A 16,836-nucleotide genomic window follows, 5' to 3' on the forward strand; every position below is an offset into this window, starting at 1 on the left:
GTAAAAAAATCCTTTTCAGAGGATTCTTTTTACAAAAGGACGGGCTTTTGATCGACCTCGGTTTTGTGGAAACGTGTGAGTTCCTACTTTTCTAAGAAGAATCTTAGATTTCTTGAAGGACGATGCTTTGGAGAAAGGATTCTGCAGTCGGTCCGAATTCGATTCCAAGAGTCTGAAAAACGGCGAAGATCGTAGAAATGTGGACGTTGGAATCTCCCGGAGTTGCGGCGTAACCTCGAATTTCCTTTTCTAAAATTTCCAAGGAGCCAAGAGGAATCACCGCGTGAGAAAAAATTCTTCCATAAAGACCTCGATCCCTTCCCGAAGAAAAGATCGAGTTTGTGGAAACCAAGTTGGTCGTCGAAAGATAAGGATCGTTTTGCAGTCTTCTTAAGACAATTTCTCTTTTTAGATTCTTCTTTAATCGAAAACGAAAACGAACGAGGTGCATATACGGAGAGTTGATGGTTACGGAAGAAGAAGTCACCGGGACTTTGATTCCTATCTGAGAATAGAGTTCGTTTAACAATCGACTGTGATGTGTTCCCCAATCCGCCTCGGGCTTTACCAAAAGAGGTCCGGTGACGTGAGGATCGTCCTTCGCCATGTCCGCGTCTCGACGAATGACGAGAAAATCAGCTTCCTCGAGGATCGATTCCAATTCTTTAGGTGATTCTTCCGTTAATAAGCGAAGTGATCCGGCGAGTGTATGAGTATTGCAAGTCGCGACGTGAATCATTTTCGGAAGATTCTTTTCCAAAAATGCCCTCGTATCAGGATACATAAACTGAGGACCGAATTTATGTTCGCTTCCTTGTGCTATAAACATTCTAATATTAGAATATTCTGATAAATTGTATTCTTCGATTCTCGAATCCGCCACTCCGGGAGGAGAACAATCGCAGAGAACCCGAGAACGAAGCAGAGCTTCCTCTTTTTTTATAAAATCCGGAAAGAATTTTGAAACTTCGTTGTCGCGTGTTTCAACAAGGAACGCCCCTTTTTCCAGAAGGGAAAGGATCGCTGGAATTTCAGATTCTTTCATTCGAAAAGGTTCGATGTAAACTTGGAATTGTTTGAGTTTCTCCTGAAGAATCAAAAGGAGAGATGCGAGTGGCCAACCTATAACGCCCGTTCCACGGACATAGACTCCGGGAAGTTGTTTCGGATTCATAGATGATTCCTTTTTTGTGGAGAAGGTTTTGTCGGAGTTCCGACGAGGGTTTTGCGGAAGAATTCTTCTTGAAAGAATGAGTTTCCTGTGTTAAAGGAGTGTCCGGCGGTTTTTTCCCACCAGCCCGCCTCCTCCACCCAACGAGGGTGGGGCGCGCGAATTTCACAGTGGAGCGTCGGAGTTCCGACAAGGGTTTTGCTGAAGAATTCTTCTTGAAAGAATGAGTCTCCTGTGTTAAAGGAATGTCCGGCGGTTTTTCCCCACCAGCCCGCCTCCTCCACCCAACGAGGGTGGGGCGCGCGAATTTCACGGTGGAGCGTCGGAGTTCCGACAAGGGTCCCTTTTACGGAGTCTTCCTTTTCAAACGTTCTCATCCTTTTTCTTTTCCCTTCTTTTCAGCTTCGAGAATAAAACGGATCTTGAAGATAGTTCTCTTTGTATTTTATATAATTCCCCGTGGTTCTCGTGATGATCTCTCTCTCCTTTTCGGTTATATCTCGAATGATCTTTCCCGGAGAACCCATCACCAAAACTCCTGGAGGAATTTTCTTTCCCGGAGTCACAAGCGCACCCGCGCCTATAAACGCAAACTCGCCGACTTCGACGTCGTCCATCAATATCGCGCACATCCCGACGAAGGAATTGTCTTTCAATTTGCATCCGTGAATCGTCGCCCGATGACCGATTGAAACGTTATTTCCGATTTCGACAGGATAAACGTCTCTTGCAACGTGAATCACGGTGAGATCTTGGATGTTTACATTCTCTCCGATCCGAATATAATTTACATCCCCTCTCACCAATGTCTGAAACCAAATCGAGGAATTCTTTCCTATCACAACGTCTCCGACTACTTGGGAACCCGGCGCCAAAAAAACGGATTCATGGATCTGCGGTTTTTTTCCCATGTATTCTAAGATCTGATAGTTTGATTTCATCGCCCTTCCCTCGCTTTCATTTCCCTTTCCAGAACTTTCCTCCGGAGTCTTCAAAACAAGTCTAAAAAAAAGATTTTCTTTTGACCCTATTCTTCGCGAGAAAAGAATGCACGCATGAGCCGCAGTTCTTCCAACCAGGAAAAAGAAAGAAGAGAAAAAATAAAATCCCTCCTCAAACAAGCGGGGATCGGACTTCTCATCGGGGCCGCAATCGCTTTCCTCATTCGATTCTTCCTTTTCTTTCCTTTTGTTTTGGAAAACCGAGACATGCTCCCCGGTTATTCTCCCGGAACTCGAATCTATTTTTCCCGTTTTGTGGACCGTTCCAATCTCTATCTCGGAGATTTGGTTCTCGTAAAACATCCTTCCCAAGATGGCAAGGTTCTCTTTTTAAGAATCGCAGGAAAGCCCGGCGAAACGGTGCAAATGAAGAATAAGGTCTTCTTTAGAAACAACAATCCCGAGGAGAATCTCGGTTCCGGTTCGGGTTTTACCCTTCAATTCGAAGACAGACGCGGTCCTTTCCCTTCGAGTTTTTCGGCGAGAGACAATTCGGAGCCCCTCCTTCTCAAAGACAGGGATTACTTTCTCCTCTGCGACAATCGAGATTCTTGTTCCGATTCGAGAGATTTCGGACCGGTCCGAATCGAGAATATCCTGGGAAAAGCTTTCTAAATCAAAAATTCCAAAAGAAAAAACGAACTTTCTTCTCGGCGGACTTTGCCTCTTTCGACTCGATAAACGTTCGTTTTTTTTGGAATCAATTTATTTCCAATTCTTCGCGTCTTTTGATCGGAATCGAATCTTTTCGTATGCAGGAGGTCGATTTGATAGCAAAGAACATCCTTCTCCTCCGATCGTTCATCCTTTCAAATCTACGTTTCTTCTGATTTTTTTTTAAGAATCGGAATTTCGAAACATCCTCTTGGAACCGATTGGAAACCCTATTTCCGAGACCTTCCCTTGAAATTCCTTATTGTAAGAAAGAACGAAAAAAAAGAATGAGCAAAAACTTTAAATTCTAATGTAGAATTTTTGAATATATTTTCCGATCGAATTCCGAATTTCGCTTTGGAAATTTCTTATGTTCCCCGTTTTTGTCCTTCCTTACGAAAGAATTCTTACCGTATTTTGATTTGTGTCTTGCTTTCTTTCTCTTTCAATGTAGAATTCTGGGACGAATCCGATCGTAATTTCTCTTTCTAATCTCAACAAAGATGAAACTCTCCGAACTTACATTTCAGTTGATGGTAGAATCCACTCCGAACGCGATTCTTCTCGTAAACAAAGAAGGAAAGATCGTATATATCAACGCACAAACGGAAAAACTTTTCGGTTATCTCAAGGCCGAACTCATTGGACAAATCGTAGAGGAACTGATTCCTTCCCGTTACAGAAGTCGTCATCCGGATTTTAGAAATTCTTTTTTTGATTCTCCTCTAGTACGGCCGATGGGAGCCGGAAGGGATCTTTTCGGTCTGAAAAAGAATGGAGCCGAATTCCCGATCGAAATCGGACTCAATCCCGTTCCCACCGCGGACGGAACCCTAGTTCTTGCGTCCATCATCGATATCACCGAGCGTAAAAAAGCGGAAGAACGATTTCGTCTCGTCGTCGAATCGGCGCCCAATGCGATGATCCTCGTGAACCGAGAAGGAAAAATCTCCTTAGTCAACGATCAAACCGAAAAACTCTTCGGATATAACAGAGAGGATTTGATCGGACAAAAACTCGAAATTCTTCTCCCGAATCGTTTTCGAAACGAGCACCCGGACCACAGGGCTCGATTCTTCTCCGAACCTTCCGTTCGTTCCATGGGCGCCGGAAGGGATCTTTTCGCTCTGAGAAAGGACGGCACAGAAATTCAAGTCGAAATCGGACTCAATCCGATCGAGACGGATGAAGGCCCGATGGTTCTCGCTTCCATCATCGATATCACAGAACGTAAGATTCAAGAATTGACGATCATTCGTAAAAACGAACTCGAAGCAAAGAACAAGGAACTCGAACAGTTCGCCTATCTCGCATCTCACGATCTCCAAGAACCGCTTCGGACGGTTTCGAATTATATTCAGATTCTACGGGAAGATTACGTAAAAACGTTAGACGACATCGCACACGGCCACCTCAAAACGATCGATCTGGCCACAAAAAGAATGAGCGCGCTCGTAAAAGCCCTTCTCACGTATTCGAGAATCGGAAGAGACAGAAAGCTCGTCTACGTGGACTGCAACGTCTTGATCGAAGAAGTTCTCGCAGATCTCGAAAGTCTGATTCTTCAAACCGAAACGAAGATCATCCTCAATTCGCTTCCCTCTCTCAAGGTTTACGAAGTGGAATTCAGACAACTCCTCCAAAATCTCATCGCGAACGCGATCAAATTTAAGAATCGGGATGTTTCCCCGGAAATTCGGATTCGATCACAACAGGATGGAAATCTCTGGCAATTTTCGATTCAAGATAACGGTATCGGAATCGACTCCAAACACTTCGATCGAATTTTTTATATTTTCCAAAGGCTTCATCTCGAATCCGAATACGAGGGTTATGGAATCGGTCTTGCCAATTGCAAAAAAATCGTGGAACTACACGGCGGTAAGATCTGGATCGAATCGACTCCGAAACTCGGAAGCACCTTTCATTTTACGATTCCCAATCTAACGGTATGAATCCAAAAGTTCACTGTATTCTTCTCATCGACGACAATCAGGCCGATAACTTCGTCCACGAACGCGTGATTCGAAAAGGGAACTTTGCGGATCAAGTGATCTCGAAACAATCCGGAGAAGCCGCACTCCAATATCTCCGAAATCGGACGACTACGAACGACCCTCGTCCCGATCTCATCTTTCTGGATATCAATATGCCCGGAATGAACGGCTGGGAATTTTTGGAAGAATACAAAACGCTTCCCGAAGAATTTCAGGGGAAAATCATCGTCGTGATGCTCACGACCTCGGACAATCCCGACGACCGAACCAAGGCGTCCGAATTCGGCATTCTCGCGGAATTTAAAACGAAGCCTCTTACGGAAGCGATACTCCGGGAGATTCTGAACGCCTATTTTTAAAATTCCCTTCGTTTTCTCTGGAAAAAACGGATTTTCAAGAGAATGTTCCGGGAAAATACTGTAATCAAATCTTAAAAATTCTCCCATTCGACATCCGTCGAAACCGGGAGATCTTGAATAAATCTAAACAACAAAGGGAAGAAAATGACAAGAATAGCCATCAACGGATTTGGAAGAATCGGAAGACTCGCTTTCCGCGCAGGAATCAAAGACCCCAATCTGGAATTTGTCGCAATCAATGATTTAGTTACTCCTGATAACCTGGCCTACCTACTCAAATACGATTCCACTCACGGAAGATTTCAAGGAACCGTAGAACATACCGAAAAAGAACTGATCGTGGACGGAAAAAAAATTCTCTGCGTTTCGGAAAGGGATCCCGAAAAACTTCCGTGGAAAGACCTGAAAGTCGACTACGTAATCGAGTCCACCGGACTTTTTACGGACAGAGTCGGAGCGGAAAAACACCTCAAGGCCGGAGCAAAAAAAGTCGTGATCTCTGCTCCTGCGAAAGACAAGGACATTCCAACCTTCGTCATGGGCGTGAACAACGAGAAATACAACGCTTCGACCGATCACATCGTGTCTAACGCGTCTTGCACTACAAACTGTCTCGCTCCGATCACAAAAGTGGTTCTTGACAACTTCGGAATCGAAGAAGGTCTGATGACCACGATTCACGCGACAACCGCGACACAACCGACCGTGGACGGACCTTCCAAAAAGGACTTCCGTGGAGGAAGAGGAGCGATGCAAAACATCATTCCCGCTTCTACAGGCGCGGCAAAAGCAGTTGGACTTTGTATTCCGGAAGTGAGCGGAAAACTCACAGGGATGTCCTTCCGAGTTCCGACTCCGGACGTTTCCGTCGTGGATTTAACCGTAAGAACCACAAAAGAAACTTCTTTGAAAGAAATTTCCGCGAAAATGAAAGCCGCTTCCGAAGGTCCGATGAAAGGTATTCTCGGTTATACGGAAGATATGGTAGTTTCCAACGACTTTGTAAGCTCCACACTTTCTTCCATCTTCGACATGGATGCTTGTATCGAATTGAATTCTAGATTCTTCAAATTGGTTTCTTGGTATGACAACGAGATGGGATACGCGAACCGAGTTCTCGATCTCATCCGCTTTATGGCGAAGAAAGGTTAATTCATGGAATTGCCTAGACTCGAAAACGTCGACCTCGCGGGAAAACGTGTTTTCCTACGAGTGGACTTCAACGTTCCCATTGAGAACGGAAAAGTCACCGACAAAACCAGAATTGAAAAAACGCTCCCGACCATCGAGCTCCTCCTCAAAAAAGGAGCCCGGGTCATCATTGCGAGTCACTTAGGAAGACCCAAAGGCCAAGTGAATCCTGAATTCTCCATGGCACCCGTTGTGGAAGTTTTCAAAGGACTCGTAAAAGCGAACGTCCTGTTCTCCAAGAACGTGATTGGAGACGACGTCGTTCAAATGTCCAAAGAATTGAAAGACGGAGAAATCCTCGTAATCGAAAACGTACGATTTCATAAAGAAGAAGAAGAGAACGAACCCGGCTTTTCCAAAAAACTCGCGGCTCTCGCAGATGTGTATGTAAACGACGCTTTCGGAGCGGCTCACAGAGCACACGCTTCTACCGAAGGAATCGCACATCTTCTTCCTGCTTACGCGGGACTTTTAATGCACAAAGAAATCGTGGAACTTTCCGCACTTCTTTCCAGACCGGCTCGCCCTTTTGTGGCGATCATCGGAGGATCGAAGGTTTCTTCCAAGATCAAAGTTCTCACCAATCTTTTTGACAAGGTGAATCATCTTCTCATCGGAGGAGGAATGGCTTACACATTCTTAAAATCCAGAGCGGTTCCCGTTGGAAACTCTCTCGTGGAAAAAGAATTCGAAGTGCAAGCGTTTCAGTTGATCGAAAAAGCCGGAGTAGCCGGAGTCGATCTTCAACTTCCTGTGGATCATATCATAGCCGACTCGTTCAGCGACAAAGCAAAGACAAAGTCCGTCGACAAAATGGGAATCTTAGAAGGTTGGATGGGAATGGACATCGGCTCCAAAACCGTGGCCAACTACGAAAAGATCATCAAAAACGCCGGAACGATTTTCTGGAACGGCCCGATGGGAGTTTTTGAAATGGACAAATTCGCGAACGGAACGATGGCGATTGCAAAAGCGATCGCGAAGTCCAAAGCGAAGACCGTCGTCGGCGGCGGCGATTCCATCGCGGCGATCAACAAGGCCGGAGTCGCGGATAAGATCACACATATTTCGACAGGTGGCGGCGCTTCTCTCGAATTTATGGAAGGAAGAAAACTTCCAGGCGTCGAGGCTCTCAAGAAAAAAGAAGTAGAATAAACTTCGAAACAGGTCAACAAGCCGGGTAAAAAATAACCCGGCTTTCCTATCTTCACAAAACAAAATCTATAACCTTCTTGAAAAACCTAAAGGGACAGAATCTCATCCTTTAGAAAATTCTAATCAATCTATGATTCTCATGCTCGCTTTAATTCCGACGATTCCTTAGCCTTCCAATTCGTTTTGTTTCTCTTTAGGGTTCCCATATTTTAGTTCTTAAGGAAAATCCATTTTTTTACAAACCGACCCAGACCTATTTTCTCAATGCCCTCTTACTATAATATTCAAGAATTATAATTCTTCAATTTCTGTTTTCAAAACTTCATCCGGAACAAACGACTGCAAAAAGGGAATGAAAATGCGTCCTTCAACGAAAATCAGCGCTAACGACTTGTTTTTACCAATGAAAGTGATTTTTTTGGGCTCGGCATTGAGCCGACCGAAAGAGTTCATCAATAAAAAAAGGAATCTCCTTAATGATCGTATCCTTTCGAATCGTTTCTGCTTGCACCGTTATTTTAATGATATCTTGTAATTTGGAAAAACCAAAGGGCAAAGTAGAACCGAGTGTTATATTACCTTTTCTTTCCGGAAATTCTGAAATCCATGGGAATGAAAACAAACCTCTGGAAACTCCCGATCCGATTCTTCCGAACGAAATAGTATCGGTAAGCCCGAATATAGACAGCACTTACTCTTTAGATTTCCAAGACGCTGGATTTGTGGATTTCGGCGGTAGTTGTTTTTATGACGGCGAGGGTATCGTAGGTCAGCCCGAAACGAAACTTAGAAGAATCTTACCAACGACGAAGTTAGTAATAGAAGTGAAATTTTTAGAAAAAGTCACCGGAGGAAAAATAAGCTTACGATGGTTGGGCGCGGAAGTTCCGGGAAAACTTACCTACCCAGATCCTAAAACGGCTAGGTTCGAAACTCTTGATTCAGCTCGTACACACAAAACTCTCGATTATTTCGTGACGGCCTCCGAATTTCTTACCGTAGGCGGGAACACAGTTCCACCTTATACCTGGAATTTTCATACCAACTTAAGCGATCCATTGGATAAGGATTTCAAACCAACGGAAGCTTGCGTCTTGCAAGACGGAAAAAATGAGTGCACAGTGCAATCTAGGATCAAAGGAAGTGACGGATTCCAAGATTTTGTGAAGGATGAAGGGGCTTGGTTTTTTTATTATCATTTGGGTTTTCGCGACGACGATTTTAATTATTACGGATATGGGTATATCGAATGCGATGAAAAGGCGTTTAGCGAAAAAGAATTTAAGAACGAATTTTGGCTTTTAGAAACGAACGTTACGTTTGCCAACATTCCGGAAAAACCTCCCATAGGAGAATTTACTCTGGAAAGTGATATGATTGCGGCGTCCGATCCCTTCTTTATTAACAGTATAGAGCAATATGATATTTTTCAGAGGCCTTTGGATGGAGCCAACCTACTCTCCAATAGTCAAAATGGAACTTCAAAGCAAGCGATTTCGAATTTTTTCTCGAACGGTTCGAAATTCAAAAAAGGAATTAAGAGGCCGAGCTTGAAAATTCTCGGGGACAATAAATCCGAATAGGCTTAAAAAGCAATGCAGGATCTTAAAAATAGAAAATTCTTTTCGGCACCGAACCCTAAAAAAAAACGGCTCCCCTGTTTTCTTTTAATATCGAACTTCTAGGATCGATATTAAGAGAAGAACACAAATGAAAAATCAACACCCCTTTGAAAAAGAAGCATTTCCTACCGAATCACGTTACCTTCTTTCCAGTCATCACCGAAAGTGGAAAGTTAGACGATCCTGAAAGAGACCATCGATCTCGGAGTGAATAAAACCGTTCCGTTTACCGTATTTAAAAAATATTTAAATATTTTATAATATACTTAACTCTTAATTCTAAAAATCGTTGCGCACGATCGACGATCTAAAATCAGAGTCGGAGTAAACACATTTAAAATCGAAACAAAAAGATCAATTTGTAATCATAAGATCTCTTTTCTTTTGTTGACTGAAAGCGAGGTGATTCCATTGCTTCAGCGACGAATAAGAAACAATTTTTCAATTTTGGTTCTCGTGATGTTCGTCCTCAGTTGTAACCCTAAAAGAGCGGGCGAAACGGATAAGGGCAAAACGATTTTTTTGATCGGAATTTTGGCGACCAATCCTACCAGCCCACCAAAAGCCAGAGAAGGCAATCAGAAACCGATTCCCGAAATTCCTGAGATCGTTTTACCTGCAGAGATCGCTTCCCTTTCTCCTAAAAATGCTTCTACCTATTTCTTTGACTGGGCGGATTTAGGATTCAAATCGTTTGATAATTCCTGCGGTGTGAATGGATTAGGGAACATGCAGATACGTAGAACACTTCCCACCACGAAATTGATCCTTGAAGTTAAATTCACACAAAACGTAAACGGCGGAAGTATTCAAGTTTTTCGAAAGGAAATTCAAGTAACTGGAAATTTTACGATGTCGGATGCAAGAACCGCAAGATTTGAATCGGATGATCCTGCCGATTTCCCTTCCTTTTTCCCCTATTCGGCAACGGCGTCGAATTTTACGAGAGTTTCCGACGGAACTGAAATTGTTCCGGTCACTTGGCCGTTTCATACGAATTTTTCCGGAGCCAAAGGATTCGCGTCTACCATCACGGAGAATTGCAACATGATCAACGGAAAGAATCGTTGTGCCGTGACTGCAATTCAACAAATGTTGGACGAACTCCAAGACGCTTTCAAACAAGACTACTCCGGTTATTTTTATTCCGATCTTTCTTACTACGAAATCTATAACAACAACTTACATAGCTATCGATATTTCGTAATCGAATGTCCAGGCCCAAACGTGATTTCCGTAAAAGCGCAAGGAAAAGAATTTTGGTCTTTGGTATCGACTGCGACATTCCCGAACATTCCAATCAATCCACCGTCGGGCAACTATACCGTCGACAGCATCACTACTGCCTATACCTTGGACCCAGATGACGAGGGTTTTACCCAATTCACGGTCTTTAAATAAAGATCCTGTCTTAAAATCTCTAAGGTCATAAGGATCTTCCTTTAGAAAATTCTAATAAGAAAGTATGAGATCCCACAAAATGGAGTCTAATTCACTTTTTTTGACTGCCTTCATTGTTTCTATGTATGTTATAGTTCCCACATCCTAAGTTTTGGCACAGGTTCAAAAGCGAATTCATTTTTCTCAGAAGAATCGACGCTATTTCAAAGCAAGATCCGTTCTTTCCCTTAAAGATGTGATGCAAAGATGGAAACGTCAACGGATCTTTTCGACATAAAAACGTAATCAGAATTCCGAAGAATTTAGGTTTTTCCCTTCCCATACAGTCACAGAAGCCGACAGGCTTTTCCATAAACTATTCCTTCCCATCGATCACGAAATCATTCTCAATGAGGAACCCGTGCACAAGACGGTGATCGCCGGAAATTGAAAAAGGAATCTTTCCGAAAAGGAAGCCATCTCCTTGGCACAATCGATTCAGGAGAAAATTCCAAGCGTCGCAAAGGAAAGAATCCCGATGGTATTTCCTTCTACCCTACTAAAAAGCCGAATCTAAACCGTTCGGTTTTTTTTCGATCCTCGACGCAAAAAGCCGGAGTCTTTCAGTTCCGGCTTTTTTTATCACCTTTCGTTTTACAAAAAGAATCTAAAAAAAGGCTCAGGTAACGTCGTAGAACGAGATATATAAAATCAATCGCGTACAATCAATCCTGTCCTTTTCCTAAACATTGTACATTCCTCTTTCCAAAAAGTTGATTCATTCAAGAATTCTAATATTTTTAGGAACAGAGGTCGATAGAAAACGATCCGGAACAAACAACTTATATTTCGGAATAAAAGATTTGCCGAATTCTAAATTTTAATTTTCTACTTTTTATTTTAGGAATTTTATGACAGATGCGAAAAGTTCCATTCGTACGGAACAAATTTATGAAAACTATAGGTTTACGTTTTGAAACGCGGAGAAAATTCTTTCTATGATAAATAGACTGATTATCTCTATCTTTTTCTTTTATCTTGGGGTCTTTACCTTAAATTGTAATTCCCAAAAAACCGAAAATGGAAACGAGTTATTAGCGATCGGCGCTTTGGCGATGAATTCCAACAATGAGGAAGTGCTTCTTCCCGCCGAAATCGCATCCATTTCTCCTGCAAACGAGGCCACATATTCCTTAGACTGGAACGACCTGGGAACGAAAGCGTTTAACGCGGGAGTATACTCCAATTCTCATGATCCTATGAACAACGGAAACGTACAGATCCGCAGAATTCTACCCACAACGAAATTGATTCTCGAAGTTCAATTTACGGAAGATGTCCGTCAGGGCACAATCAGTGTCACTCGAAGAGGGAACTCCATTGCAGGAAACTTTCTGTTGTTAAACTCTAGAACCGCGAGATTTGAATCGACGGAAGCGGCCGATTTAGCGGAAGTTTTTCCTTATTCTGCAACCGCGTCGGGTTTCACCAAAGTCTCGGATAACGTTCAAATTCGTTCGGTAACCTGGAAATTCCGCACAAATTTTTCAGGAAGCAAAGGCTCCGAAACTGCGATCGCCGAAACCTGCACGATAGTCGCCGGAAAAAATAACTGCGCCATTACCGCGGTTCAAAGAATGCCGGAATCATTGCAGGACGTCGCTAAAGCAAATGATCTTACCTATCTAAAGCATGAGTTATCTTACCGTAATTCCGGAATCAATCTGGATGGCCTATTTTCTGTCCTATGCGAGCACGCAAATGGAGCATCGATTGTCACCCGTAAGGCGCAAAGCAAAGAATATTGGTTTTTAGAAACGCTCTACACACTCTTGGATGTTCCGGCTCTTCCTACCAATCCGGCAACGTATGAAATTACGAGTACGACGGATATTTCTACATCCCATAGCTCATTTTCTCAATCCAGAGTTTTCACTAAGAATTAAGAAACGACTTCGGCCAGAGTTCTATCGCTCCTACAGAAGGAAGCGTTCTCGCAACCCTTCCCAAAAAGTCCTTGAAGCCGACAGGCTTTCCTACAAACTCTTCCCATCTATCACGAAATCATCATCAATGAGGAAACCATGCGCAAGACAGTGATCGCCGGAAATTGGAAAATGAATCTTTCCGAAAAGGAAGCCATCTCCTTGGCACAATCGATTAAGGAGAAAATTCCAAGCGTCGCAAAGGATAGGATCCCGATGGTATTCCCTTCTACCCTTCACTTAGCGAGCGTGGCAAGAATCCTAGAAGGAACCGGAGTCGTTGTCGGAGCTCAGAACGCCTATCCTTCCGGACTCGCGGCATTTACGGGAGAAACTTCACCGGAACAACTCCGTGAAATCGGCGTGAAGGTCGTGATGATCGGACATTCCGAAAGAAGACAATTCTTAGGTGAATCCAGTTCCTTCTGTAACGAAAAGATCCACTACCTTCTAAAGAACGGATTCACAGCCCTCTACTGCGTCGGGGAAACCTTGGCAGAAAGAGAATCGGGAAAGACCTTTGAAGTGATCGCTTCCCAAGTGAAAGAAGGACTCAAAGGAATCGAGAGCAATTCTTTCTCAAATCTGATTCTTGCGTACGAACCGGTATGGGCGATTGGAACCGGAAAAGTAGCCACTCCCGCTCAAGCGCAGGAAGTACACGCCTTCATCCGAAAAGAGGTCGCGGGACTTTTTGTGGGAGCCTCCGGCGTTGCGGAATCCCTTTCCATTCTTTACGGAGGTTCGGTAAAACCGGACAATATCACAGCCCTCCTCAAAGAAAAAGATATCGATGGAGGACTCGTGGGTGGGGCCAGTCAGAAAATCGATTCTTATGCGGGGCTTTTCTAAAACCGACTGAAACCGTATCGAGAAGCGCGCAGAGAAGAGTATTTTAATTGTCACTCTTCTGCGGCTTCATAAACTGGCAAAGGATTCAATTTTTTTTCAGGAACTGATATGTTAAACGGAGTCATTCTTACATTATTCGTTGTTGTTTCTCTCTTTCTGGTTTTACTCGTCATGATTCAAACCGGCAAGGGCGGAGGATTGTTAGGCGGAGGCTCCAGCCAATCCGTTTTCGGTTCCTCCACTGCGGACGTTCTTACCAAAGCAACCCGAGTGACGGCGATTCTATTTATCATTCTTTCTCTTTTTCTTTCCTTTCTCTTTGCGAAGAAAGAAGATAAGCTGATGCCTGAAACGGCGCCGACTCTGACCGCACCTCCCGAGGAGACCAAAAGTGAAAATACCGCACCTACTACGACTCCAACTCCGAACGCGGCTCCTGCGGTTCCGGCAACCACTCCTTAATTTCAAAGGGAATCAAGTCAGAGAAGAATCTTTTCCGAAAGTTCTTTCTTCTCTGATCCGAATTCTTCCCTCTCGAATCTTCGCTTTCCTTTTCCTTTCTTTTTTCATTGGAACAATTTCTATTTTTGGAGAGGGAAAAGAATCGGACGATCACAGAGCTTCTTCAGGAACTGCGGCGATTCTCAATCGAAGAATTTTAAGAATCTACGAAGACCTCGGAGTCGCGAGAGAACTCATCAAATTGGAAAGAATCGACTCTGTTCCGAACGGAACATACATTTCTTTCCTAGGAAATTTTCCGAATCGTAAGGGAATCAAGGTCACAAAACATTCCATCTCCGAAGGAAAAAATGGGATCGAAAGAGCGGAAAGCAAATCGATTCTTCTAGAATTTACGGGGACGACTCTTTCTCGGGTCATAACGGAAGTAAGAGCGGAGAACGCGGACGGATCGGACACGACGATCATCCGTCTGATCGACGAAACTCCTCTGGATCAAAACGTGGACGATATTCTTGTGGAATCGAATCGGAACGGAAAAGAGATGCGCTACCCGATTCAATTTCTTCCAGACGAAGGAATCAATCGGGAACGATCCGCGTTTAAACAAGAATTCTACCTAAAACTTTTGGAAGATTTTCTCGTGCAAGTCTTGCGATTACAAGAAATGCAAAACCAAGAATCTGCAAAAAATAAAAAAAAGTTACTGCAAACTTTTAAAGATTCTCTACAATATTGAATCTTCATGTCCTCGTTGCAGGAAAATCTCTTAGAAAGAGCCGGTGAACTTCAGTCCATTCTGGATGGGATTACCGAGCCATTGGTATTGATCGAGCCGGGTTTTCGGATCCGGAGGGTCAATCGATCCACGCTCGAATTTTCCGGTCAACCGTCGTTTTCCTCCATTATAGGGAAGAAATGTTACGAAGTCCTCTACAATCGAAACGAAGTTTGTCCGTATTGTCCCATGAAGGATATGAAGCCGGGTGAAGAAAACTTCAATCAACACTTTGAGTATCCGAAAACGGATGTCAACCGAGAGATCTTTCATTCCGTAAGAGGACAAAAAGAGACCTTGTATTTGGATTTTTATCCGATTGAAAAGGACGGAGTCATCGGTTCCGTTTTGGAAAAGGTAAGTAATATTACAAGAATCAAAGAGAAGGAAGAGGAGAATCTTAGAATTCGAAATCTTGCTTCCTTAGGAATTTTTATTTCCGGGGTCGCACACGAACTCAACAACCCACTCACGGGAATGAGTTTAACCCTGCAGAGTCTTTTGAACAACCTCACTTCGATCGATCCCGACTTTTTTAAAAAACGTCTGGATATGATGAAAGAGGATCTAACGCGGGCCGCGATGATTGTCTCTGACATCATCAGCTTTGCCAAACCGGATAAACTCGTAACCACGACAGCCGACATCTACGAGACCATACAAAAGGCGAAGGAAAACGTGGTCTGGGTCTATCCGGTCCTCTCTAAAAATATTACCTGGGAAATTCTCTGCGAACCTGGAACCACGTTTCAGTTCAATCCGGTAAAGATGGAACGCCTGTTTATCAATCTATTTAAGAATTCTCTCCAAGCCTTTGACTATGGAGAAGGAAAGATCCGCGTGGAAGTAAGAAAGACCAGGAACATGGTCCATATCATCGTAGAAGACAACGCGGGTGGAATCCCAGACAATCTCATCGACAAGATCTTTTCTCCGTTCTTCACGAAGAATAAGACTGGAATCGGAACCGGACTCGGACTTTCGATCTGTCATTCAATCGTAAGGGAACACGGAGGAGAATTGTCCGTTCGATCCTTCGAAAGAAAAACCCGTTTCCGAGTCTCCCTACCCTTCACACAAAATAACGGGTATTCTACCTGATGCACAATATCCTAATCGTAGAAGATATCCATTCAATTCGAGAAGCGATCAAGGACCTTCTGACCGGAAAATACCGCGTCTTTGACGCGGAGAATTACGACGAAGCAGTCCAAATTCTTAAGAATGAGGAAATTCACCTCGTTATTACCGACATTCGAATGCCCGGAAAGACCGGACTCGATTTGATCAAGACGATTCAAAACGAATTTCCGAAAGTTCTTTATACGTTGATGACCGCCTACAATATCAACGACTACATCAACTTCGCATACAAACACGGAATCTGGAATATCATTCCTAAATATTCTTTCCTCGATATCAAACTGATCTCGGTGATGGTTCACAAACTTCTTACCAAAGACATCTTCGGAGTGGAAAAATATTTCGGCTCCGACTTCATCATTCAAGAATCGGAAGCGGAAGATCGGGAATTTTCCGTTCCTCAACCGGAAAGTATCGTCTACAAAAGAATCTATTCGGATGAACAGAGAAATTTTCTTTGCAATCGAATCGCGAAATTCCTCGTGGAAAAAGGAGCGCCGAACGCGATCAATCAAATCTTAGAAGAGCTTACTTCGAACGCGATGATTCGCGCTCCGAGAGATTCCAAAGGAAATTACAAATATCAATATGAACTTCCGTCCCGGGATCTCGTGATTCCCTTGGAAAATATTCAACTCGCAGAATCCGACTTCTTTGAAATCGGATACGGAATCGCGGACAATACGTTCATCATCGTAATTCGGGATCACTTCGGTTCCTTGGATAAGAAAGAAATTTTAAAAAGACTCGATCGTCATATCACCGTGGATGAGGCGACCGGATTCCCTCCGGGGCTCGCGGATTCCCATGGGAGAGGACTTTATATCTGTCGCGAAATTTCAGATCAGCTGATTTTTAACATAGAGAAGGACAAAAGAACCGAGATCATCGCACTCCTCGACAAACAAGGAAACAGAAGTTATAAATCTCTCTCGATCTACGAAGTTTGAAGTAAGGAATCCTTTCCCGAAGATATCTCAAAACGGACTTAAAGTCCGTTGCAAGCGTTTTTCAAAAAGAACGCTTTGTCGGAACAAGTAAGAATCGTCTACAGCCGAAGTCAAAGTCACGCGATGATTTCTCAAA

The 16,836-nt window shown here is 43.5% G+C and carries 16 protein-coding genes and 1 pseudogene; 14 read left to right on the plus strand and 3 right to left on the minus strand.

All coding sequences use genetic code 11. From position 1 onward, the window contains the following. Positions 1-103: 103 nt before the first annotated feature. Genes DLM75_RS10530 through DLM75_RS10540 form a run of 3 tightly spaced genes read right to left on the minus strand, consistent with a single transcriptional unit; the run spans position 104 to position 2,112 of the window. The gene (locus DLM75_RS10530; RefSeq protein ID WP_118968446.1) at positions 104-1,174 is read right to left on the minus strand and encodes a hypothetical protein; all 1,071 of its coding nucleotides are present in this window, start codon (positions 1,172-1,174) and stop codon (positions 104-106) included. Continuing rightward, positions 1,171-1,548 carry a hypothetical protein gene (locus DLM75_RS10535; protein WP_118968447.1) on the minus strand — a complete coding sequence of 126 codons (378 nt, stop codon included), beginning with the start codon at positions 1,546-1,548 and terminating at the stop codon, positions 1,171-1,173. Before DLM75_RS10535 ends, DLM75_RS10530 begins: the two co-directional genes overlap by 4 nt. 21 nt (positions 1,549-1,569) lie before the next feature. After that, positions 1,570-2,112: a gamma carbonic anhydrase family protein gene (locus DLM75_RS10540; RefSeq protein ID WP_118968602.1), complete on the minus strand. Its 543-nt coding sequence runs from the start codon at positions 2,110-2,112 to the stop codon at positions 1,570-1,572. A 114-nt stretch (positions 2,113-2,226) separates the two neighbouring features. Between DLM75_RS10540 and lepB the strand changes: the two genes are divergently transcribed. From lepB to DLM75_RS10615, 14 genes and pseudogenes are all read left to right on the plus strand, one after another. After that, positions 2,227-2,787: a signal peptidase I gene (lepB, locus tag DLM75_RS10545; RefSeq protein WP_118968448.1), complete on the plus strand. Its 561-nt coding sequence runs from the start codon at positions 2,227-2,229 to the stop codon at positions 2,785-2,787. Between the two features lie 542 nt (positions 2,788-3,329). Then, on the plus strand, positions 3,330-4,781 hold the full coding sequence (locus DLM75_RS10550; protein ID WP_118968449.1) for a PAS domain-containing sensor histidine kinase: 1,452 nt from the start codon (positions 3,330-3,332) through the stop codon (positions 4,779-4,781). Continuing rightward, entirely contained in the window at positions 4,778-5,182 is a 405-nt protein-coding gene (locus tag DLM75_RS10555) for a response regulator (protein WP_118968450.1), read from the plus strand. The genes DLM75_RS10550 and DLM75_RS10555 overlap by 4 nt, the downstream gene beginning before the upstream one ends. Positions 5,183-5,326: 144 nt before the next feature. Further along, on the plus strand, positions 5,327-6,334 hold the full coding sequence (gap, locus tag DLM75_RS10560) for a type I glyceraldehyde-3-phosphate dehydrogenase (protein WP_118968451.1): 1,008 nt from the start codon (positions 5,327-5,329) through the stop codon (positions 6,332-6,334). A 3-nt stretch (positions 6,335-6,337) separates the two neighbouring features. Next, positions 6,338-7,528, plus strand: coding sequence for a phosphoglycerate kinase (locus tag DLM75_RS10565; RefSeq protein WP_118968452.1), 1,191 nt, complete (start codon positions 6,338-6,340; stop codon positions 7,526-7,528). 476 nt (positions 7,529-8,004) lie between these two features. Then, a complete protein-coding gene (locus DLM75_RS10570) occupies positions 8,005-9,111 on the plus strand; it encodes a hypothetical protein (protein WP_118968453.1) in 1,107 nt (368 codons plus the stop codon). A 450-nt stretch (positions 9,112-9,561) separates the two neighbouring features. Next, a complete protein-coding gene (locus DLM75_RS10575; RefSeq protein WP_147456623.1) occupies positions 9,562-10,551 on the plus strand; it encodes a hypothetical protein in 990 nt (329 codons plus the stop codon). Between the two features lie 400 nt (positions 10,552-10,951). Next, positions 10,952-11,089, plus strand: a pseudogene (locus tag DLM75_RS24660) (triose-phosphate isomerase); the annotation flags it as partial. Positions 11,090-11,528: 439 nt separating this feature from the next. Further along, the gene (locus DLM75_RS10590; protein WP_118968456.1) at positions 11,529-12,476 is read left to right on the plus strand and encodes a hypothetical protein; all 948 of its coding nucleotides are present in this window, start codon (positions 11,529-11,531) and stop codon (positions 12,474-12,476) included. Between the two features lie 138 nt (positions 12,477-12,614). Continuing rightward, positions 12,615-13,367: a triose-phosphate isomerase gene (gene tpiA / locus DLM75_RS10595; RefSeq protein WP_118968457.1), complete on the plus strand. Its 753-nt coding sequence runs from the start codon at positions 12,615-12,617 to the stop codon at positions 13,365-13,367. A 108-nt stretch (positions 13,368-13,475) separates the two neighbouring features. Beyond that, positions 13,476-13,829 (plus strand): preprotein translocase subunit SecG, encoded by a 354-nt coding sequence (gene secG / locus DLM75_RS10600; RefSeq protein ID WP_118968458.1) that lies wholly within the window; start codon positions 13,476-13,478, stop codon positions 13,827-13,829. 115 nt (positions 13,830-13,944) lie between these two features. After that, on the plus strand, positions 13,945-14,568 hold the full coding sequence (gene lenA / locus DLM75_RS10605) for an endostatin-like outer membrane lipoprotein LenA (RefSeq protein WP_429945458.1): 624 nt from the start codon (positions 13,945-13,947) through the stop codon (positions 14,566-14,568). Positions 14,569-14,574: 6 nt separating this feature from the next. Beyond that, positions 14,575-15,708 carry an LIC_12097 family sensor histidine kinase gene (locus DLM75_RS10610; protein WP_118968459.1) on the plus strand — a complete coding sequence of 378 codons (1,134 nt, stop codon included), beginning with the start codon at positions 14,575-14,577 and terminating at the stop codon, positions 15,706-15,708. Continuing rightward, on the plus strand, positions 15,708-16,700 hold the full coding sequence (locus tag DLM75_RS10615; protein ID WP_118968460.1) for a response regulator transcription factor: 993 nt from the start codon (positions 15,708-15,710) through the stop codon (positions 16,698-16,700). The genes DLM75_RS10610 and DLM75_RS10615 overlap by 1 nt, the downstream gene beginning before the upstream one ends. Positions 16,701-16,836 lie beyond the last annotated feature (136 nt).

Origin of the sequence: Leptospira stimsonii (assembly GCF_003545885.1) — a bacterium.
Classification (GTDB): Bacteria; Spirochaetota; Leptospiria; order Leptospirales; family Leptospiraceae; genus Leptospira; species Leptospira stimsonii.